Source organism: Streptomyces griseosporeus (assembly GCF_014656055.1).
Taxonomy (GTDB): domain Bacteria; phylum Actinomycetota; class Actinomycetes; order Streptomycetales; family Streptomycetaceae; genus Streptomyces; species Streptomyces griseosporeus.
The window spans coordinates 99054-118839 of sequence record NZ_BNBR01000009.1; the positions used below are offsets into that span (position 1 = coordinate 99054).

At 72.1% G+C, this 19786-nt stretch carries 18 protein-coding genes; 7 read left to right on the forward strand and 11 right to left on the reverse strand.

What is annotated here, in order from left to right; genetic code table 11:
• The first annotated feature begins 10 nt into the window (after positions 1-10).
• On the forward strand, positions 11-700 hold the full coding sequence (locus tag IE308_RS33850; protein WP_190220815.1) for a response regulator transcription factor: 690 nt from the start codon (positions 11-13) through the stop codon (positions 698-700).
• A 65-nt stretch (positions 701-765) separates the two neighbouring features.
• On the forward strand, positions 766-2217 hold the full coding sequence (locus IE308_RS33855) for a peptidoglycan D,D-transpeptidase FtsI family protein (RefSeq protein WP_190220816.1): 1452 nt from the start codon (positions 766-768) through the stop codon (positions 2215-2217).
• A 16-nt stretch (positions 2218-2233) separates the two neighbouring features.
• Here the strand turns inward: IE308_RS33855 and IE308_RS33860 are convergent, their stop codons facing one another.
• Positions 2234-3628 carry an NCS2 family permease gene (locus IE308_RS33860; RefSeq protein ID WP_190220817.1) on the reverse strand — a complete coding sequence of 465 codons (1395 nt, stop codon included), beginning with the start codon at positions 3626-3628 and terminating at the stop codon, positions 2234-2236.
• 243 nt (positions 3629-3871) lie between these two features.
• On the opposite strand from IE308_RS33860, the gene IE308_RS33865 reads away from it, so the two are divergent.
• From IE308_RS33865 to IE308_RS33880, 4 genes are all read left to right on the forward strand, one after another.
• Positions 3872-4441 carry a SigE family RNA polymerase sigma factor gene (locus tag IE308_RS33865; protein WP_190220818.1) on the forward strand — a complete coding sequence of 190 codons (570 nt, stop codon included), beginning with the start codon at positions 3872-3874 and terminating at the stop codon, positions 4439-4441.
• Positions 4438-5298, forward strand: a complete 861-nt coding sequence (locus IE308_RS33870; RefSeq protein ID WP_190220819.1) for a hypothetical protein — start codon at positions 4438-4440, stop codon at positions 5296-5298. Before IE308_RS33865 ends, IE308_RS33870 begins: the two co-directional genes overlap by 4 nt.
• 72 nt (positions 5299-5370) lie before the next feature.
• Complete coding sequence (locus tag IE308_RS33875; protein ID WP_190220820.1) at positions 5371-6201, forward strand: pectate lyase; 831 nt, start codon at positions 5371-5373, stop codon at positions 6199-6201.
• A gap of 210 nt (positions 6202-6411) precedes the next feature.
• Complete coding sequence (locus IE308_RS33880; protein WP_190220821.1) at positions 6412-8610, forward strand: glycoside hydrolase family 43 protein; 2199 nt, start codon at positions 6412-6414, stop codon at positions 8608-8610.
• Here IE308_RS33880 and IE308_RS33885 read toward each other — a convergent pair.
• Entirely contained in the window at positions 8603-9400 is a 798-nt protein-coding gene (locus IE308_RS33885; protein WP_190220822.1) for an HAD family acid phosphatase, read from the reverse strand. The two genes, IE308_RS33880 and IE308_RS33885, sit on opposite strands and share 8 nt — an antisense overlap.
• Before the next feature lie 209 nt (positions 9401-9609).
• Between IE308_RS33885 and IE308_RS33890 the strand changes: the two genes are divergently transcribed.
• Complete coding sequence (locus tag IE308_RS33890; protein WP_229909336.1) at positions 9610-9915, forward strand: hypothetical protein; 306 nt, start codon at positions 9610-9612, stop codon at positions 9913-9915.
• Between the two features lie 16 nt (positions 9916-9931).
• Here the strand turns inward: IE308_RS33890 and IE308_RS33895 are convergent, their stop codons facing one another.
• From IE308_RS33895 to IE308_RS33935, 9 genes are all read right to left on the reverse strand, one after another.
• Positions 9932-10984 carry a pectinesterase family protein gene (locus IE308_RS33895; RefSeq protein ID WP_190220823.1) on the reverse strand — a complete coding sequence of 351 codons (1053 nt, stop codon included), beginning with the start codon at positions 10982-10984 and terminating at the stop codon, positions 9932-9934.
• Between the two features lies 1 nt (position 10985).
• Entirely contained in the window at positions 10986-12113 is a 1128-nt protein-coding gene (locus IE308_RS33900) for a pectinesterase family protein (protein ID WP_190220824.1), read from the reverse strand.
• Positions 12114-12196: 83 nt separating this feature from the next.
• Positions 12197-13525 carry a pectate lyase family protein gene (locus IE308_RS33905; RefSeq protein ID WP_190220825.1) on the reverse strand — a complete coding sequence of 443 codons (1329 nt, stop codon included), beginning with the start codon at positions 13523-13525 and terminating at the stop codon, positions 12197-12199.
• A gap of 33 nt (positions 13526-13558) precedes the next feature.
• Positions 13559-14344, reverse strand: coding sequence for a rhamnogalacturonan acetylesterase (locus IE308_RS33910; RefSeq protein WP_190220826.1), 786 nt, complete (start codon positions 14342-14344; stop codon positions 13559-13561).
• A 102-nt stretch (positions 14345-14446) separates the two neighbouring features.
• Positions 14447-15787 (reverse strand): ABC transporter substrate-binding protein, encoded by a 1341-nt coding sequence (locus IE308_RS33915; protein ID WP_190220827.1) that lies wholly within the window; start codon positions 15785-15787, stop codon positions 14447-14449.
• Positions 15788-15836: 49 nt separating this feature from the next.
• Positions 15837-16223: a hypothetical protein gene (locus tag IE308_RS33920; protein ID WP_190220828.1), complete on the reverse strand. Its 387-nt coding sequence runs from the start codon at positions 16221-16223 to the stop codon at positions 15837-15839.
• Positions 16224-16254: 31 nt separating this feature from the next.
• Positions 16255-17793, reverse strand: coding sequence for a glycoside hydrolase family 43 protein (locus tag IE308_RS33925; protein ID WP_190220829.1), 1539 nt, complete (start codon positions 17791-17793; stop codon positions 16255-16257).
• Positions 17790-18632, reverse strand: coding sequence for a DUF6807 domain-containing protein (locus IE308_RS33930; protein ID WP_190220830.1), 843 nt, complete (start codon positions 18630-18632; stop codon positions 17790-17792). Before IE308_RS33930 ends, IE308_RS33925 begins: the two co-directional genes overlap by 4 nt.
• On the reverse strand, positions 18629-19783 hold the full coding sequence (locus IE308_RS33935; protein ID WP_190220831.1) for a Gfo/Idh/MocA family protein: 1155 nt from the start codon (positions 19781-19783) through the stop codon (positions 18629-18631). The genes IE308_RS33930 and IE308_RS33935 overlap by 4 nt, the downstream gene beginning before the upstream one ends.
• Between the last annotated feature and the right edge of the window lie 3 nt (positions 19784-19786).

Consider the following 19786-nt stretch of genomic DNA (forward strand, 5'->3'; position numbering starts at 1 on the left):
AGGACACCCGATGACCACGCCCGACACCCCCCGCCCGCCGATCCGTGTCGTCCTCGCCGACGACGAGCGCATGGTGCGTACCGCGCTGCGGGCCATCCTGTCCGCCGAGCCGGACCTCGCCGTGGTCGGCGAGGCGGCCGACGGCGCGGAGGCCGTCGCCGTGGTGCGGGAGACCGCGCCCGACATCGTCCTCATGGACGTGCGGATGCCCGGGACCGACGGCATCCGCGCCACCGAGCAGATCCTCGCCACGCTCCCCGGCCCGCCCCGCGTCGTGGTCGTCACCACCTTCGAGAACGACTCCTATGTGTACGACGCCCTGCGCGCCGGAGCCTCCGGGTTCCTGCTGAAGCGGGCCGACGCCGACGCGCTCGTCCAGGCCGTACGGCTGGTCGCGCGCAGCGACACCCTGCTGTTCCCGGCGGCGGTACGGCGGCTCGCGGCCGAGCACGCGCGCGTGCACCCGGCGCCCGCGCCCTGGGTGGCGCGGCTGACCGGCCGGGAGAGCGAGGTGCTGCGCCTGATGGCCGAGGGGCTGACCAACGCGGAGATCGCCCGGCGCATGGAGGTCGGCCCCGCCACGGTGAAGACGCACGTCGCCGCCGTGCTGGCGAAGACCGGCGCCCGCGACCGCACCCAGGCGGTGATCGCGGCGTACGAGGCCGGGTTCATGAACGGGCGGACGGGGCCGGATTCATGAACGCCCGATGAGAAAACCGAACGGAAGGGAACGATCCGCCGCATCCCGCTCGTCTAGTGATCGGGATGAACAAGACGATCAGGCGAGCATCCGTCTTCGCTCTGCTGCTCGTGTTCGCTCTGCTCGTCAGGGCGACATGGGTGCAGTACTACGACGGCCAGGCCCTCGCGGACGACAAGGACAACCGGCGCAACGCGATCCAGACGTACGCGGAGCCGCTCGGCAACATCATCGTGGCCGGACGCGCGGTCACCGGCTCGGCGCGCACCTCGGGCGGTGACCTGGCGTACAAGCGCACCTACACCGACGGCAGGCTGTACGCGGCGGTGACGGGGTACGCCTCGCAGGCATACGCGCCGACGCAGCTGGAGGGCATCTACGCCGACCTGCTCAACGGCACCGACAGCCGTCTGAAGACGGTGATGGACACGGTCACCGGCAAGCGGGCCGACCCGGGCAACGTGCTGACGACGATCGACCCGGACGTGCAGAAGGCGGCGTACGAGGCGCTCGGCGACAAGAAGGGCGGCGCCGTCGCCATCGACCCGAAGACGGGCCGGATCCTCGCGGCCGTGTCGACACCGTCGTACGATCCGTCGTCCCTCACCGACGCGAACACGGCCGGCAAGGCGTGGAAGGAGCTGAACGCCGACCCGGACAAGCCGCTGACCAACCGCGCGCTGCGGCAGCCGCTGCCGCCGGGCTCGACGTTCAAGCTGGTCGTCGCGGCCGCCGCGCTGGAGGACGGGCTGGTGTCCTCGGTGGACGCGAGGACCGACAGCCCCAACCCGTACACGGCGCCCGGCACGACCCGCCCGCTGACCAACGAGAACCCGTCCGCGCCCTGCGGGAACGCCTCGATCCGGGTCGCCCTGCAGTACTCCTGCAACAACGTCTTCGGCAAGCTGGCCGTCGACCTCGGCCAGGACAAGGTCCGCGCCATGGCCGAGAAGTTCGGCTTCAACGACGACGAGCAGGACGTGCCCGTGCGGGCGTACACCAGCGTCTACCCGAAGGACATGGACAAGCCGCAGACCGCGCTGAGCGGTATCGGCCAGTTCGACGTCACCGCCACCCCGCTGCAGATGGCGATGGTGTCGGCGGCGATCGCCAACGGCGGCACGCTGGTCTCCCCGCACATGGTGTCCACGGTCACCGACGGCGGCGGCGACGTCCTGCAGAACTACGACGACAACGCCGGCAGCGAGGAGATCATCAGCTCCTCCACCGCCGAGCAGCTCCAGTCGGCGATGCGGACGGTCGTGGAGGACGGCACCGGTACGAACGCGCGGATCGACGGCGCGACCGTCGGCGGCAAGACCGGCACCGCCCAGCACGGCGAGAACAACAGCAAGACGCCGTACGCCTGGTTCACCTCCTACGCCAAGGCGGACGGCAAGGAGGTCGCCGTCGCCGTGATGGTGGAGCAGTCCGACGCGGCCCGCTCCGAGGTCAGCGGCAACGGCCTGGCCGCCCCCGTGGCCAAGGCCATGATGAAGGCGGCGCTGGACAAGTGACGTTCCCGGCCGGGCGCTACTTCACGCCGAGGACCTGCTCGATCGGGTCGATGGCGAAGTAGACGAGGAACAGCGCGGAGGCCGCCCACAGCAGCCAGTGCACCTCCCGCGCCCGGCCGAGGACCGTCTTGATGACGACGTAGGCGAGGAAGCCGGCGCCGATGCCGTTGGTGATGGAGTAGGTGAAGGGCATCACGGCGATGGTGAGGAAGGCCGGGACGGCGATGTCGTAGCGGTCCCAGTCGATGTGCTTGACCTGGGTCATCATCAGGAAGCCGACGGCGACCAGGGCGGGCGCGGCGGCCTGCAGCGGGACGATGGTCAGCAGCGGGGTGAGGAACAGGGCGAGGCCGAACAGGCCGCCGGTGACCAGGTTGGCGAAGCCGGTGCGGGCGCCCTCGCCGACGCCGGCCGCGGACTCGATGTAGGAGGTCGCGGAGGAGGCGGAGGCGGCGCCGCCGGCGACGGCCGCCGCACCGTCGATGAGCAGCACCCGGCCCAGGTGGGGCACCCTGCCCTCCTCGTCGAGGAGTCCGGCCTCGGCGGTGATGCCGACGACGGTGCCCATGGTGTCGAAGAAGTCGGACAGGATCAGCGTGAACACCAGCAGGACGACGGTGATCGCGCCGGTCTGCCCGAACGCGCCGAACAGGCTGAAGTGGCCGAGGAGTCCGAAGTCGGGCGTGTCGACGACCTTGTCGGGCCACTCGGGGGCGGTCAGGCCCCAGCTCTTGATGTCGGCGACCGAGTTGATGACGATCGCGACGAGGGTCATGGTGACGATGCTGATCAGGATGGCGCCCTTGACCCTGCGGGCGAGCAGCCCGACCGTCAGCAGCACGCCGAGGCAGAAGACGAGGATGGGCCAGCCGGTGAGCGTGCCCGAACCGCCCAGCTGGACGGGGACGGTGGTGTTCGCCGCGTCGGGGATGCGGCTGACGAACCCGGCGTCGACGAAGCCGATGAAGGCGATGAACAGGCCGATGCCGACGCTGATCGCCTGCTTCAGGGGCTGCGGGATGGCGCGCATGACGGCCTCGCGCAGCCCGGTCACCACGAGGACGCAGATCAGCAGGCCCTCGACGACGATCAGGCCCATCGCGTCGTCCCAGCTCATCAGCGGGGCGATCTGGAAGGCGACGACGGCGTTCAGGCCGAGGCCCGCGGCGAGGGCGAGCGGCAGGTTGCCGCCGATGCCCATCACGACCGTCATCACGGCGGCCACCAGGGCGGTGGCGGTGGTGAGTTGGACGGTGTCGAGCCGGTGGCCGAACTTGTCCTCGGCGCTGCCCAGGATGATGGGGTTCAGGACCAGGATGTAGGCCATGGTGAAGAACGTGGCGAGGCCGCCGCGTATCTCCCGGCCCAGGGTGGATCCCCGTTCGGAGATCCTGAAGTACCTGTCGAACATGGTGGACAACTCCTCGGCGCCCGGCGCGTTCCGGCTTGATCGGGTGGGGATGCTGGCTGGATTGTTCCCCCACCGAACCCGTTTCAGGTGTTCCCCGTGTTACGGATCGGGCACCTGAACGTCCGGTCCCTCACACGGTGTTCGGGTGTCCGCACGTACGGCTGCTACAGTTCCGGATCTCATCCCGGCGCACCTTTGTTCGATGTCTTCGACGCCGGGCACCGCTGCGAGGAGAGACCGCCCGTGGGCACAGTCGTCGACGACGCCGCCTCCGTGGAGTTCCATGCCTTCTTCGAGCGTCACCATGCCGAACTCGCACGTCTGGCCCACCTGTTGACCGGCGAGGCGGACGCCGCCGACGATCTGGCGGCGGACGCGCTGCTGGCACTGTGGCACCGCTGGGACCGGGTGCGCGCGGCCGACCATCCGGTGGCGTACGCGCGCGGGGTGGTCGCCAATCTGGCCCGCACCCGGATCCGCAGCGCGGTGCGCGAACGCCGGCGGATCGCCCTGTTCTGGTCGCAGCGCGAGGAGGGCACGGAGAACCCGGACGTCGCCGGCGTGGTCGACGTCCGGGACGCGCTGCGCCGGCTGCCGTTCCGCAAACGGGCCTGTGTGGTGCTGCGGCACGCGTTCGACCTGTCCGAGAAGGACACCGCGCTCGCCCTCGGCGTGTCGGTGGGTACGGTGAAGAGCCAGACCTCGAAGGGGATGGCCGAGCTGCAGCGGCTGCTCGGCACGCGCGAGGCTCCGCAGCGGATGCGCGCGGCGCTGGCGGCGCGGACCGGTGAGGCCGGAGGAAAGGACCGATGACCATGCAGCGGGACGTGCACGACGAGCTGCGCGCCCGGCTGCACGAGGCAGCCGCGGCACACGAACCCGACCGGGCGCGCATGCTGGCCCGTGTCGAGCGGGGCATGTCCGCGCCGGAGCGGCCCGGCCACCGGGCGGTCCGCCCGCCGGCGTGGGGCTGGCTGCGCATCGCCGGCGCCACGGCCGCGGTCTCGGGCCTGCTCGCGGCCGGCGGTTACGCCGTCGCCTCCGCGGTGAAGGACGACACTCCCCCGCAGCAGACGGTCGCCGTCTCCCCCACGCCGACGCCTTCGCCGTCGCCGTCGCCGGACGCGACGAGCCGCCCGCCGGCGCCGCCCGCGGACCCCACGCCGAGCGCCCCGCCGACGGTCGGCGGCACTCCGAGCGCTTCGGCCCCGACGGGCAGCCCCGCCGCCTCCGCCCGGGCGCCGGAGGCGACGAAGGAACAGGACGGTCCGCTGTGGTCGGACGGCTCGGTCGACCCGCACAGCAACGAGTTCTGGGCGCAGAGCAACGTCACCTTCAAGACCTCCGAACAACTCACCGCACTCACCGTGGAGTTGTGGGTGGCGCAGACCGGCGGGGTGTCCTCCGCCGGCGCCTGGCGCTCGCTCCCGGAGGGCGACTTCACCCTCGCCGTCGGCGAACGGGACGGCTTCCTCGTCTACACCTGGACGCTCAGGCCGGGCCGTACCGTCCCGGCGGGCGAGTGGGTCTTCGCCGGGCAGTACGACCACGAGCGCGGCGGACGCGACGCGGGCGCCGACCGGTTCACGGTCACGGCCACGGCCGGCGGCGAACGGTACGCCGTGGGCGGCGGGTTCGCGCCCCACACGGACGGCGACGAGAATTCCTAGCACCCCCGGCAACCCTTTCCGCACGTGCGGCAACCAGGAGACGCAAGGATCCTCCCCACGCAAGGAACGGTTATGACAGCACGAGCTGAACAGCGCGTCCGCCACCGCCGCCGGGCCACCAAGCGGCGGGCCCTGATCGCCGGCGCCTCGGCGCTCGGCCTCACCGGGGCGGCCATCGTCACCACGACGATGCTGTCCACCGCGGGCGCCGCCTCGTCCTGGCCGACGGCCAAGGGCAGCCAGGCCGTGTCGTCCCCGATCAAGGTGACCGGCACCTACGACGGCAAGCTGAAGAAGTTCTACGGCTCCGGCGGCCTGGGCGGCAGCGGTCAGGAGGAGGGCCAGGACCCGATCTTCGAGCTGGCCGACGGCGCGGTGCTGAAGAACGTGATCATCGGCTCGCCGGCCGCGGACGGCGTCCACTGCAAGGGCTCCTGCACGCTGCAGAACGTGTGGTGGCTGGACGTCGGCGAGGACGCCGCCACCTTCAAGGGCAAGTCCGCCTCGGCGGTGTACACGGTCTACGGCGGCGGCGCGAAGAACGCCGACGACAAGGTCCTCCAGTTCAACGGCGCGGGCAAGCTCGTCGTGACCAAGTTCCAGGTGGAGAACTTCGGCAAGCTGGTGCGGTCCTGCGGCAACTGCTCCACGCAGTACAAGCGCACGATCATCATCAACGACGTGGACGTCACCGCGCCCGGCAAGTCGATCGTCGGCATCAACTCCAACTACGGCGACACGGCCGCCCTGCGCAACGTCCGCGTCCACGGCGACAGCGGTAAGAAGATCAAGACGTGCACCCGCTTCCAGGGCAACAACACGGGCAAGGAGCCGAAGGAGCTGGGCTCGGGCCCCGACGGCACGTCCTGCCTGTTCACGGCGGCCGACATCGGCTACGAGTGAGCCGCCCCTGACTCCGGCCGCCCCCCGGCCGGTGACAGCCGACGCCCCGCCGGTGACGACCGGCGGGGCGTCGGCGCGTGGGGGGGCAGGGCTGCCGGGGGACCGAAACTTTCCTCTCTCACGCACCGGTTGACGCGCTCTGCCCCCCTGATGACACTCCGAAGGCGCGCAACTTCCCACAGGATCCCCCACACTCCGACAGGACCGCCCATGCGTCTGAGAGCTCTGCTCGTCGCCTGTCTGACCGTCCTCGGCCTCCTCGCCGCCACACCCCTCGGCACCGCGCAGTCAGGAGCACCCCCCGTGCAGCACCCCCGGTACGCCGGCTACCTCTTCGCCTACTTCACCGGCGAGGGCACCGCCGACGGCGAGCAGATCCGCTACGCCCTCAGCCGCGGCAACGACCCGCTGCACTGGCGGGAGCTGAACGGCGGCAGGCCGGTGCTGACCTCCACGACCGGCGAGAAGGGCCTGCGCGACCCGTTCGTGATCCGCTCCCCCGAGGGCGACAGGTTCTACCTGATCGCCACCGACCTGCGCATGTACCGCGACTCCAGCGGCAGCTGGGACCATGTGCAGCGGCACGGCAGCAGGTCGGTCATGGTGTGGGAGTCCACCGACCTGGTCCACTGGACCGACCAGCGCCTGGTGCAGGTGGCCCCGGACAACGCGGGCAACGCCTGGGCGCCGGAGGCCTACTGGGACGCCGGCCTCGGCGCGTACGTCGTCTTCTGGGCGTCGAAGCTGTACGCCGCCGACGACCCGGAGCACACCGGCTCGACGTACAACAGGATGCTGTACGCGACGACGAAGGACTTCCGGACGTTCAGCGAGCCGAAGGTGTGGGACGACCCCGGCTACTCGGTCATCGACTCCACGGTCGTCGCCCACGACGGCACCTACTACCGCTACACCAAGGACGAGCGGGACCCGGGCTCGGCCGGCCCCTGCTCGAAGTTCATCACCGCGGAGAAGTCCACGTCGCTGACGTCGACGTCGTACGACTTCGTCGCGGACTGCATCGGCAGCGGGGCGCTGGACCGGGGCGAGGGCCCGACGGTGTTCAGGTCGAACACCGAGGAGAAGTGGTACCTGTTCATCGACGAGTACGGCGGCAGGGGCTACGTCCCCTTCGAGACGACCGACCTCGACTCGGGCAAGTGGACGCCGTCGGTGAACTACCAGCTCCCGGCGAGCCCGCGGCACGGCACCGTGCTGCCGGTGACGCAGGAGGAGTACGACCGCCTGCTGGCCGCCTACCCGGCGACGCCCGCCTCGGTGGTGGACGTGACGGCGCCGGGCCAGAAGGGGTACGCCGTCGTCACGGAGGCGTCGTCGAAGGTGGTCCTGCCGATGCGACCGGACGCCGATCTGCGCCGCCTGGCGCCCCGGCTGTGGCTGGGCGAGGGCGCGACGGTCACCCCACGCCCGGGCACGCCACGCGACTTCCGCACCCCGCGGACGTACACCGTGACGGCCGCCGACGGCACGCGCCGCACCTGGACGGTGGAGGCGGTCCGCACCCGCAGCCCGATCCTGCCCGGCCTGAACGCGGATCCGGACGTGCGCTACCTGAACGGCGAGTACTGGCTCTACCCGACGACGGACGGCCACCGCGGCTGGAGCGCCACGCGGTTCACGGCGTACTCCTCCAAGGACCTCGTCCACTGGCGGGACCACGGCGTGGTCCTGGACCTCGGCCCGGACGTGACCTGGGCGGACACCTACGCGTGGGCCCCGGCGGTCGCCGAGCGCGACGGCCGCTACTACCTCTACTTCTGCGCCGAGCAGAGCATCGGCGTGGCGGTGGCGGACTCCCCGGCGGGCCCGTTCAAGGACGCGCTCGGACGGCCGCTGGTCGCGAAGGGGGCGTACCCGGGCCAGATGATCGACCCGGCGGTGTTCACGGACGACGACGGCCGGGCGTACCTGTACTGGGGCAACGGCCACGGCTATGTGGCCCCGCTGAACCCGGACATGACGTCGTTCGACCCGGCCGCGGTGCGGGACATCACCCCGCCGGACTTCCGCGAGGGATCGTTCGTGGTGAAGCGCCGGGGCACGTACTACTTCATGTGGTCCGAGGACGACACGCGCAGCGAGGACTACCACGTGGCCTACGCGACCGGACCGACCCCGCTCGGTCCGTGGACCAAGCGGGGCACGATCCTCTCCAAGCGCCCGGAGTGCGGCATCCTCGGCACGGGCCACCACTCGGTGGTCGGCGTGCCCGGCACCGACGACTGGTACATCGTCTACCACCGGTTCGCCCTGAACGGCCCCGGCCGCCCGGGCGGCGACGGCACGCACCGCGAGACGACGGTCGACCGGCTGCGGTTCGCGCCGGAGGGCACGATCGAACCGGTGGTCCCGACGCTGGAGTCGGTGAGACCGGTACGCGTCAGCTGACGAAGTACGTCGGGTTCGGCAGCTTGTACGTCCGGTCGGCGAAGCCGCCCTCCAGGTCCGAGTACTGGTCGCCGAAGTTGGCGATGATCTCGTACCCGAGGTCCTCCTCGATGTGCTGCCGCGTGCCGGACTTGTACTGCACGGTGGTGCAGTTCCAGGCGGCGGCCGTGGCGCACTCGCTCAGGTAGGCCGGCGGGTTCGCCTTGTCCTTGAGGAACATGTGGCCGGCGTCGAGGTTCACATCGGCGCCGACCTTCTTCAGGTTCTCGACGGCCGCGGCGCGCTGCGCCTCGCCGAGACCTGAGTTGTAGAACACCTCGACGCCCTTGGACTCGGCGTACCGCACCAGCTCCGGGCTGCCGAAGACGGCCGGGCGGTCGGCCTTGTTGACGTAGGCCTTCCAGGTGGCGTCGTTGTAGGTGTAGTTGGTGCGCTTCTCGTAGTCGAGGCTGAGCAGCAGCGTGTCGTCGATGTCGAAGACGACGGCGGGCTTCTCGCCGCGCTTGAGCGCCTTGCGCGCGGCCTTGTCGATGTACTTCTTCGCGTCGGCGTCGATGCGCGCGAGGTCCTGCGCGTACGGGCTGTCGGGGGACGCCTGGTAGACGCCGTCCTTGTCGGCGGTGATGCCGTAGTAGGCGTCGATGTCCTTGACGAGCACGCCGATGTTGTACGGCTCGTGCGTGGAGTTGGCGGTCGACTGACCGGCGGTGGCCGCGCCGGCCCCGTAGAGCGCTCCGCCGGCCACGGCACACGCGGCGGCGAGGGCAGCCGCCTTGAGGGACTTCCGCATGGAATCTCCGGTTCTGTACAGGTGGTACTACGTCGTTCCACCAGGTCACGCCTTGTCTACGCGCATCACTCCCGCCGCGCGAGCCCCGTTACCCGATCGATACACGAACCACCCGTTCGGGGCATTGCACTCCAATGGGCCTGCCATGACCTTCCGTTGACCCGGCTCCCCTAAGGTCATGATCCGCAGACAGAAGGAGTCGGTACCCGATGCAGTCCCTCGCCGCCGGAGCCCACGGCCCCTCCCCGGTGATCCTCGTCGTCTTCGGCGTGGCCGGCCTGGCCGCCCTGTGGTGCGGCCTCAGCTGGGCCTTCGACGTGCGCGGCATCACCACGCGCAGGTCCGAGCGGATCCGGCGCAGGCGGGAGGAGGCGTGGGCGGCCATGGGGCGCCTCGGGGGCGGGGCGCCCACGCTGTCCGGGTCGGTGGGGTACCTGCGGCTACTGGGTGTGGCGATGGCGGGCGCGGGCGCGGTGCTGCTGCTCGCCACGTACGCCCTCTGGCATCTGCGCTGAGCCGACTCGGTCCACCTCACGCCGGCCGTCGCCGGCCCGTCTGCGCGTACGGTCTCCACTCCCCCAGGTATGTCTCCCGCGTGTGCGCCGGCGCCTCGGTCGCGGTGAGTTGGGGGCGGTTCTCCGGGGTCGTCACCTTCGCGCCCGGGCCCGTGTTGCCGTACTCGTGGAAGCGCATCGTCTGCCAGGGGTAGGCGTCCCGCATGTTCGTGTAGGGCGCCGCCGCGTCGATGCCGGGGCCGATCCAGGTGTCCCGGACGACCAGGGAGGGCCAGGCGGTCGGCTCGTACGACGGGACCCAGGGGCGGGCCAGTTTGTACGCGCCGTCCTCCGCCGCCGAGGTGATGCGGCAGCGCACCGCGAGGATGCCGTGCGGGTTGGCGCGGGCGGTGGAGGGCGCGAACACCATGCCCTTGGGGGTGAAGCTCACATCCCGGCGCAGGGTGCGGAAGTGGCAGGACTCGAAGACGGCCGTGGCGCGGCCGAAGACGAAGTCGACGTCGCCCTCGATGTGGCAGTGGCGGAAGTACATCCGGTCGAAGGCGTCCAGGGCGCTCGTGTCCACGAACAGGGTGTCCTGGTGGGCGAGGAGGCGGACGTTCTCGAAGTGGGAGCGGTCGCCCGTGAGGTACGCCGCCACCGCCTGCGTGCCCGTGATGTCCGGGTGCTCGGCGCGCAGCCAGTCGTTGGCCAGGGTGAGGTCGCGGACGGTGAGGCCGGGCGCCGCGGAGGTGAAGGTGGCCGAGCCCGCGGTGCCGTAGGTGCCGGAGCCGTCCGGCTTCGGGGTGCCGTTGGCGTTGTCGTACACCAGGACGGCGGCCCGGGGGTCGCGGGTGGCGCCGCGCAGCGTCAGGCCGGTCTTGTCCGCCGGGACGTTCACCACCTCGCGGTACGTCCCGGGGTGCACGACGATCGTCCAGCCGGGGCCGGACACCGCGTCCACCGCCGCCTGGACGCTGTCTCCGGGGCGGACGTGCAGGACGCGGCGGCCGGCGGCGTACGACGGTGTCCTTCCGGCGGCGGCCAGTCCCCCGGCGACCGCGGCGGCGAGCAGGGTGCGCCGGCGCATGTCAGCAGGTCTCCTTCCACGGCCGCCAGTCACCGAGGTACGCGGCGCGGGTCGCCGACTCCGCCTCCCCGGCGGTGAGTTGGGGGCGGTTCTCCGGGACGGTCACGGCGGATCCGGGGCCGGTGTTCCGGTATTCCGCGAACCTCTGGTGCTGCCAGGGGTAGGACGCCGACATGTTCGTGTAGGGCGCGACCGCGTCGATGCCGGGGCCGAGCCATGTCTCGCGGACGGTGAGCATCGGGCGGGCGGTCGGGTCGGAGCTGGGCACCCAGGGGCGGGCCAGCTTGTAGGCCGCGTCCGGAGCCTCACTGGACACGCGGCCGTGCAGGACCAGGTAGCCGTGCGGGTTGGCGCCCGCCGTGGACGGCGCGAAGACGAAGCCGTAGGGGGCGGCGGCCAGGTCGGTACGGTCCAGGGTGCGGAAGTCGCAGTGCTCGAAGACGGCGGTGGCCCGGCCGAAGACGAAGTCGACGTCGCCCTCGGCGTAGCAGTGGGCGTAGTACTGGCGGGCGAAGGTGCCGAGCGCCATGGAGTCGGCGTACAGGGTGTCCTGGTGGCCGAGGAAGCGGCAGTGGAAGAAGGCGCCGCGGTCGCCCTGTGCCTTGAGGGCGACGGCCTGGGTGCCGGTGACGCCGGGGTGGTCGGCGCGCAGCCAGTCGTTGGCGAAGGTGATCCAGCGGGCGGTGAAGCCGTCGGCCTGCACGGTGGTGGTGGCCGAGCCGGTGGTGCCGTAGGTGCCGCCGCCGGGCTTGGGGGTGCCGGCCGCGTTGTCGTACACGATGACGACGTCGCGGGGGTTCTCGGAGGCGCCGATCCAGGTCATGCCGGTGCGGGTGGCGTCGACGGCGACGGTCTCCCGGTAGGTGCCGGGGGCGAGGACGAGGGTCCGGCCGGTGCCGGTGGCGGCGGTGACGGCGGCCCGGACGGTGGTGTGGTCGCCGCGGCCCTGCGGGTCGACGTAGAGGGTCTGCGGGGTCAGGCGGGCGGCCGGGGAGCCGAAGCGGCCGAACGGGGCGGACGGGCGGTCGGTGGCGTGGGCGGGTGCGCCGGCGAGGAGCGGTGCGGCCGCGGCGCCGGCGGTCGCGATCAGGAAGCCTCTGCGGGACAGGGAGCGGTGGGGCGAGGGCATGCGGGGTTCCTTCGCGGTGCGGCTCGTGCGGGGAGAGGGGGCGGGGCGCCGCGCGGGCGGCGCCCCGGGCGTGCGGATCCGGGTCAGCGCAGGCGGCCGGCGCCCGCGCGGTGGTCGACGAGGGCGGGGACGGCAACGGCCCGGTCGACCTTGGTGCGCAGGGTCGGCGTCCAGCCCGCGCCGGAGGCGAGGGTCTCGCCGGGGATCTCCGCGTTGTGGACGGCGAGGAGGTCGGTCGGCACGCCGTTGACGTAGTTGCCGGCGGCGGTGACCGGGGCCTCCTTCCACTTCTTGAGGATCCTCGCGGCGGAGACGCCCTCGGGGAGCGTGAAGGCGTTGTGCTCGGCGACGAGCTGCGACTCCATGCCGATGCCGTAGCTGTAGGAGTAGTCCTCGCCCGCGACGAAGTGGTTGTTGTACGAGTCGACCTGGCCGAAACGAACACGGGGTGCGCGTTCGATCAGGTTCCTGAACAGATTGTGATGGAACGTCACCTTCAGGTGGCCCCGGTCGACGGCGGCCGTCGCGGCGCTGTCGCTGTTGCCGATGAGGATCGTCTTGTCGTGATCGGCGAAGACGTTCCAGGACGCGGTGACGTAGTCGGCGCCCTTGACGATGTCCAGCTCGCCGTCGTGCTGCTGGTAGATCCGGCCGTAGTACGTCGGCAGGGTGCTGTCGGGGTGCTCGCCGTCGGTGAAGGTGTTGTGGTCCATCCACACGTGCGTGGAGCCGTAGACCACCGCGCTGTCGTACTCGGAGTTCCAGTTGCCGTCGGCGGTGTCGGTCGGGTCCCACTGCGGGAAGCAGTCGAGGGGGCTCTCGAAGGCCAGGTTGCGGACGATGACGTTGTCCACGCCCTTGATCTGGAGGCTGGCGCCCTTGAACCCGGCGTCGCGGCCGAGGCCGATGATCGTGGTGTTGGCAGGGATGTCCGCCTTGATGTATGCGTCCTGCCGCGCGGCGGAGGCGCGGCGCAACCCCTCGGGGCTGGAGTCGGGCTCGGCGTCGAGGGTCCTGGTACGGCCCCACACCGCCGGGTCGTAGGTCTTCAGGTAGGTGTCGAAGTCGTAGCCCGGCGCGGCGAAGGTGGCGCAGTCCGGCCCGTCGGCGTCGATCGTGCCCCTGACCTTGATGATCTTCGGGGCGCTGCCGCCCGCGGCGAGGGCGGCCTTGAAGCCGGCCCAGGTCGTGACCGTGTAGACGTGGTCGGCGTCGGCGGCGGCACCGCCCGTGGTGCCGGTGCCGTAGGCGGCCCAGCCGTCGTTCGCGGCGAGCGTCTGGCGGGCCAGGTCGCGGCCGTGGGACGGGGCGGCCTGGGCGGTCGTACCGGTCAGGGACAGCACCAGCGCGGTGCAGCCGGCCAGCACGGCCGCTCTCCTTGTGGCATGCCCATGCCATACCTGTGTGTTCATGATGCGGCTCTCTCCTTGTTGCGGTCAGGGGTGTTACGCGGTGGCCTCCGGCCACGTGATCCACGACGTGGGGATCTCGTCGTCCAGCCGGCGCACGTCCCGCGGGGCCAGCACGCGGGTGCGCAGCAGCTCCCCGGCGACGAGACGGGCCACGGCGATCGCGCCGGGCGGGTTGAAGTGCGTGTTGTCCTGCTCGATCGCCGTCCAGTTGAAGTACGTCTTCGTCTCCTCGACGCCCAGCCGCTGCCACAGCGCCAGGGACAGCGCCTGGATGTCGAGCAGCGCGACGCCCTCCTCGCGGGCGAGCGCGCGCATGGCCGCCGGGTAGTCGCCGTGCGTCGGCAGGGCGTTGCCCGCGGCGTCGAACCGGCGCCGCTCCACGGACGTCGCCAGCACCGGCCGCGCCCCACGCGCCCGGGCGCCTTCGACGTACAGGCGCAGGTGGTCCTGGTACGTCGTCCAGGGCTCGGTGTAGCGGGCCGGGTCGGTGGCCTTCTCGTCGTTGTGCGCGAACTGGATGAGCAGGAGGTCGCCCGGCCGGATGACGGAGAGGATCGCCGCGAGGCGCCCCTCGTCGACGAAGCTCTTCGAACTCCGCCCGTTCATGGCGTGGTTGGCGACCGTGAGGTCCTTGTGCAGGAAGAACGGCAGCGCCATGCCCCACCCGGTCTCGGGCGCGGCGTCGGCGTACTTCTGGGCGGCGGTGGAGTCACCGGCGATGTAGAGCGTGCGGCCTGCCTTCGGGGCGGGCGCGGCGCCCAGGGTGAGGGGGACGGCGGCGAGGGCGGCGACGGTGACCTGTCTACGGCTGAGGGACACGCGGGGCACCTTTCGGCAGGGGGCGAGGTGGGGAAGGGGCGCGGGGGACCGCGCGACCGGCCTCAGCGGGCCGGCAGTCCCCCACGGTCCGGGCCACCCGGCTCAGTGGTTGGCCTTCCAGTCGGCCTGCGCCTCGTTCAGCTGGTCGGCCAGCCGGTCCAGGAAGTCCTTCGCGCTCATCTTCCCGAGCAGCACCTTCTGGAAGTTCGGCTCGTTGTCGGCCTTGGAGAGGGTGTTCCAGTCGGGCAGGTAGTAGGGCAGCTGGACGATGGTCGTCGACCCGTCCGACAGCGCCGCCGCGGCCAGCTTGGTCGGCTCCGCCTTCTGGATCCACGGGTCCCGCGCCGCCTCCGTGTTGGCGGGCACCTGCCCGGCCGACTCGTTGAACTTCGAGTTCTCCGCGTGCGAGAGGGCGAACTCGATGAACTTCCAGGCGGCCTCCTTGTTCTTGGAGCTCTTGAACACGCCGAGCCCGTCGACCGGGTTGGAGACCTGCACCCGCTTGCCGCCGGGGCCGGTCGGCTGCGGGATACCGCGGAACTTGCCGGTGCCGAGCGCCTTCACATGGTCCTGGTAGGAGCCCAGGTTGTGGTTGAGCATGCCGATCTTGCCGGTGTCCCACTGGGCGACCATCTTGGTGAAGTCGTTGTTCACGTCGGCCGCGGGAGTGGCCTTCTTGTACAGGGCGGCGTACTTCTCCAGGGCGGCCACGTTCTTCGGGTCGTTGACCGTGGTCTTGTCGCCGTTCCAGAACGAGGTGATCCCGGACTGCCCGTACATCGCGTCGAGGGCCTGCGCGATGGAGCCGGCGCCGCCGCGGATGGTGTAGCCGAACTCGTTCTTGCCGGAGTCCGTCAGCTTCTGCGCGGCCGTGTAGAAGGCGTCCCAGGTCTCCGGTGCCTTCAGGCCGGCCGCCTGGAACAGGTCGGTGCGGTAGTACAGGACGCCGTTGTTGGCGGAGGTCGGGATCGAGTACAGGGTGTCGCCCGTGCCGCCGGCCGCCTTCAGCGACTTCACGAACTCCTCGTTGAGCTTGCCGTTCAGGGGCGACTTGGCGAGCCGGCCGTCCAGCGGCTCCAGCGCGTTCTGCGCGGAGAACTCGGCGATCATCGCCGCGCCCACGCCGCCGACGTCGGGCAGCCCGCCGCCCTGGATCGCGGTGTCGACCTTGGACTGGTACTCCTTCGCGGCGATCCCCACGTACTTGACCTTGATGCCGGGGTTCGCCTTCTCGAAGTCGGCGATGATCTCCTTCCAGATGTCCGTGCGGACGCCGCCGTTGTTGTCCCAGAAGACGATCTCGCCCTTGCCGCTGCCCTCGGCGCCCTTGTCGCCGCCGGTGCCGCTGCCGTCGTCACCGCAGGCGGTCGCGGTCAGCGCGAGGGCGGAGCCCAGGGCGACGGCGATGGCGGCACGTCTGCTTCTGCTGATGCTGCTCTTCATTGGTCGGCTCTCTTCTTCTGGATCCAACGGAGATACGGAGGTGTGGGAGTCAGCGGTGGCCGGACGGCGCCCGGCCGTCCGTGCCCCTGAGGTGGTCGGCGACGGTGTGCACGTCGCCGAGCTGCTTCTGCGGGCCGGAGAAGCGGCTCACCAGCGCCGGCACGGCGGCTGCGGGGTCGAGCCGGTAGGGGCCCGCGCCGCCGGTGGTGCCGCCGGCGAGGGAGGCGAAGCCGTGCGGCCGGTCGGACCAGCGCGGGGCGGCGGACGCGGGCGCGGGGGACGAGGGCGCGGCGGCCTTCGCCTCCCCCACCGCGCCGAGCCCGTGGGCGGCGACCAGCCCGGCGACGGCGGCGAGGACGACTCCGGATCTCGGCGCGGCTCCGGCCACGGACCTGGCCAGGGCTCTCGGCAAGCGCTTGCTGGGGATGTGCGTCATTGCGGCTCCCGACAGGCGTACGAACAGGGGGTCAGAGGGCGGTGATGCGGAACCGGGTGAACGTGGCGGCGCCGGCGGGTGACCGCCCGTCGGGCGCGAGGGCGAACAGGCCCAGCAGGGCACCGACCCAGCGCCAGGGGGTGGCGGCGAAGACGGGGCCGGAGGGCCGGAAGCCGTCGCCGGTGTCGGCGAGGAAGCGGCAGCGGGCGCCCGCGCCGATCTCGATCCGCAGCCGGGCCCGCCCGTCGGGCGCGGGCCGGGGATGCCCGGCGTCCCGCTCACGCTCGGCGACGCCCTCCGCGAACCGGTGCACCAGGTGGACCGTCCCGTCGGCCCCGCGCTGCAGCCCGATCCAGGAGAAGGCGTCCCCCAGCACCGCGAGTCCGGCCCGGGCCCCGGGCTCCTCGCTGTCGAGGCGCAGTTCGACCTCGGCGGCGGATGGCAGTCCGGGCAGCCGCTGGGTGAGCACGTTCGGCAGCCTGCGCAGGTCGTGCGCGTCGGCCGTGCGCACGCAGGTGAGGCGGAGCCCGTCCCCGGAGTGCTGGGTGGCCCAGCCGTCCTGTGGGTTCGCCGTCCACTGCCACTGCCGGCCGAAGCGCCCGCCGGGGAAGTCGTCGTCGGCCGCGGGCGCGGCGGGCGCCTGCGCGGGCAGGGCGGGCCTGCGGTGCTCGGTGACGGGCGCGCCCTCGTCGCCGAGCACCGGCCAGCCCTCCTCGTCCCAGCGCATCGGCTGGAGATGGACGACCCGGCCGTAGGCGCCCCGCTGCTGAAAGTGCAGGAACCAGTCCTCGCCCGCGGCGGTGCGCACCCAGCCGCCCTGGTGGGGGCCGTTGACGTCGGTGTCCTTCTGCTCCAGGACGATCCGCTCTTCGTACGGTCCGAAGAAGTCGCGGGAGCGGAAGGCGCCCTGCCAGCCGGTCTCCACTCCCCCGGCGGGCGCGAGGATCCAGAACCAGCCGTCGTGCCGGTACAGCTTGGGCCCTTCGAGGGTGAACCAGCCGGGCATGCGGTCGGCGTCCACGATCAGCTTGCCCTCGTCGAGCAGGGAGGTGCCGTCGGGGTGCATACGGTGGCCGGTGAGGCGGTTCTTGACGCCGGAGCGGGACTTGGCCCAGGCGTGCACCAGGTAGGCCTCGCCGGTCTCGTCGTCCCACAGGGGGCACGGGTCGATCAGGCCCCTGCCCGCCTTGACCAGGTGCGGGCGGGTCCAGGGGCCGCGGATCCCGGGGGCGTTGACCTGGAAGACGCCCTGGTCGGGGTCGCCCCAGAAGATCCAGAACCGGTCGTCGTGGTGGCGGATCGAGGGTGCCCAGACGCCGCAGTCGTGGCGGGGTGCCGCGAACGTCTCCTCCGGTTCCAGGCGGTCCAGGGCGTGCCCCACGAGGGTCCAGTCGACCAGGTTGCGCGAGTGCAGCAGGGGCAGTCCGGGGACGCGGCCGAAGCTGGAGGCGGTCAGGTAGAAGTCGTCGCCGACACGCACCACGTCGGGGTCGGACCAGTCGGCGTTCAGGACGGGGTTGCGGTACGTCGCCCCGCCCGGCTGCCCGCCGGGCTCCCGGTGCGTCGTCACTGCGTCACCGCCTTCCGCACCAGCGCCGCCGCCTCGTCGCGGCCGAGCGGGCCGTCGGCGACGACGGTGACGATCCGCCGTACGACGGTCTCGCCGGGCGGGATCGGGAGCCGCTCGGCGGAGGCGAGGGAGGAGCCCACGCCGGGGTACTCGGCGGCGCGCACGAACCAGGGGTCGCGCCGGGTGGCGTCGGTGGCGCCGGCGAAGACCAGCGTCCACGTGGAGCCGGCGAGGGCCAGCCAGTCGGCGGGGCGGCCGTGCGCCTCCTCCTCGCCGTCGGCGTCGGCGGTGAAGACCCGCGGGGCCGCCTCCTCCTTGCGGGCCCGCCAGAAGAAGCCGCCGTACGCGGCGCCCGGGCGGCCGTTGGTGGCGGGACTGCCGATGGACAGCAGGCCGGAGGTGGTGTTGGTCAGGGAGAAGGTGAAGTCCAGCGCCCAGGCGGTGGAGGTGAGTTCGGTGGCGGCGACCGTGCGGCGCTCGCGCAGCAGCTCGGACCCGGCGGCGAGCCAGCGCAGCTCCTCCACGAAGCCGTCGGGGTCGCGCAGCTGGAAACCGAGATGGCGCTGGGCGCCGTGGTTGTCCAGCTCGGTCGGCCCCTGGTCGCGGACGAAGGTGCGCCCGCCCCAGAAGTTGTGCCCCTCGACGTCGGGAACGGCGACACCGACGCCGAGGTGGTGTGCGTGGTCGGCGGGGCTCAGCTCGGTGACGGCCGTGCCGGCCAGGGTGGTGACGGGGTGCAGGTAGGGGCGCGGGGAGAGCCGGGCGGGCAGCTCGGGCCGGACGACGTACCGGCCGACGGGGCGGCCGGCGACGCGCAGGACCGGGGCGGTGTCGGTCATCGGGTGCTCACCTCTCTCGGCAGGGCGTGGGCGGCCGGCGCCCAGGGGGCGCCCAGTTCGGAGTAGAGGGCGAGGGTGTCCGCGGCGGCGGCGACGAGCCCGTCGACGCCGGGCACCACCCGGCGGCCCTCCTCGGGCAGCGGGTGCCAGGCCGATTCGGGCAGCGGAGCCGGGTCGGGGGCCGTGCGGATCGCCTCGACGACCCGCATGAAGGCGCCGGTGGTCTCCGGCGGCACGAGCAGGTCCGCGCCGGTGGTGAGGTGCGCGGCGAGGTTCTCCAGCAGGTCGGTGCGGCCGTACTCGAATTCCTCGGGGCCGTGGTCGGCGCGCTGGAGCAGGACGCGGTCCTGCTTGTACCAGAAGGTGATCCGGCCGCGCGTGCCGTGCACCAGCACATACGGCTCGTCCGGGTGCTCGGCGCACAAGGTGGCGGCGACGGTGACCTGGAGGTCCCGGCCGGTGGTGACGCGGACGCAGGAGGTGTCGTCGGACTCGATGGCGTTGGCGCGCAGCAGCTCGGTCTCGATGCGGGTGACGTCCTCGGCGCGGGCGGCGCCGGCCAGGGCGAGGGCGGTGGCGACGGCGTGGGCGAGGGGGTTGGTGAGGGCCCCGTCGACCACGTCCACGCCGTTCAGGCGCCGCCTGCCCGCCCAGGGGGCGCGCCGGAAGTAGGCCTCGGGGCGGGCCCAGGGGCCGGCCCCGCCGACGCCGGTGACCTCGCCGATCAGACCGTCGGCGATCATCCGCCGGATCGCGGGCAGCGCGTGCGAGCCGAGCGACTGGAAGCCGATCTGGCAGGCGACGCCGGCGCGGGCGACGCCGTCGGCCATCCGCCGGTACTCGGCGTACGACGGCGCGGGCGGCTTCTCCAGCAGCAGGTGCACGCCCCGCTCGGCGGCGGTCAGCGCGAGGTCGGTGTGGGTGGGGATGGGCGTGCAGACGACGGCGGCGCGGGCGCCGGTGGCGTCCAGGAGGGCACCGAAGTCGCTGGACTGCCGCGGGAGTTCACCGCCGAACTCGTCCTCGGTCAGCGGGGTCAGCTCGCAGATCCCCACGAGCCGCACCACGCCCCGGTCCTGGAGGCGGCGGATGTTCTCGACGTGCCAGCGGCCGTGTCCGCGCGCGCCGGCGAGCACCACAGGTACGGTCATGGG

Bases quoted from the DNA above. Each gene is read 5' to 3' on its own strand.
- IE308_RS33850 (WP_190220815.1), top strand. From the start codon at position 11: ATGACCACGCCCGACACCCCCCGCCCGCCGATCCGTGTCGTCCTCGCC.
- IE308_RS33855 (WP_190220816.1), top strand. From the start codon at position 766: ATGAACAAGACGATCAGGCGAGCATCCGTCTTCGCTCTGCTGCTCGTG.
- IE308_RS33860 (WP_190220817.1), bottom strand. From the start codon at position 3,628: ATGTTCGACAGGTACTTCAGGATCTCCGAACGGGGATCCACCCTGGGC.
- IE308_RS33870 (WP_190220819.1), top strand. From the start codon at position 4,438: ATGACCATGCAGCGGGACGTGCACGACGAGCTGCGCGCCCGGCTGCAC.
- IE308_RS33875 (WP_190220820.1), top strand. From the start codon at position 5,371: ATGACAGCACGAGCTGAACAGCGCGTCCGCCACCGCCGCCGGGCCACC.
- IE308_RS33880 (WP_190220821.1), top strand. From the start codon at position 6,412: ATGCGTCTGAGAGCTCTGCTCGTCGCCTGTCTGACCGTCCTCGGCCTC.
- IE308_RS33885 (WP_190220822.1), bottom strand. From the start codon at position 9,400: ATGCGGAAGTCCCTCAAGGCGGCTGCCCTCGCCGCCGCGTGTGCCGTG.
- IE308_RS33890 (WP_229909336.1), top strand. From the start codon at position 9,610: ATGCAGTCCCTCGCCGCCGGAGCCCACGGCCCCTCCCCGGTGATCCTC.
- IE308_RS33895 (WP_190220823.1), bottom strand. From the start codon at position 10,984: ATGCGCCGGCGCACCCTGCTCGCCGCCGCGGTCGCCGGGGGACTGGCC.
- IE308_RS33900 (WP_190220824.1), bottom strand. From the start codon at position 12,113: ATGCCCTCGCCCCACCGCTCCCTGTCCCGCAGAGGCTTCCTGATCGCG.
- IE308_RS33905 (WP_190220825.1), bottom strand. From the start codon at position 13,525: ATGAACACACAGGTATGGCATGGGCATGCCACAAGGAGAGCGGCCGTG.
- IE308_RS33915 (WP_190220827.1), bottom strand. From the start codon at position 15,787: ATGAAGAGCAGCATCAGCAGAAGCAGACGTGCCGCCATCGCCGTCGCC.
- IE308_RS33920 (WP_190220828.1), bottom strand. From the start codon at position 16,223: ATGACGCACATCCCCAGCAAGCGCTTGCCGAGAGCCCTGGCCAGGTCC.
- IE308_RS33930 (WP_190220830.1), bottom strand. From the start codon at position 18,632: ATGACCGACACCGCCCCGGTCCTGCGCGTCGCCGGCCGCCCCGTCGGC.
- IE308_RS33935 (WP_190220831.1), bottom strand. From the start codon at position 19,783: ATGACCGTACCTGTGGTGCTCGCCGGCGCGCGCGGACACGGCCGCTGG.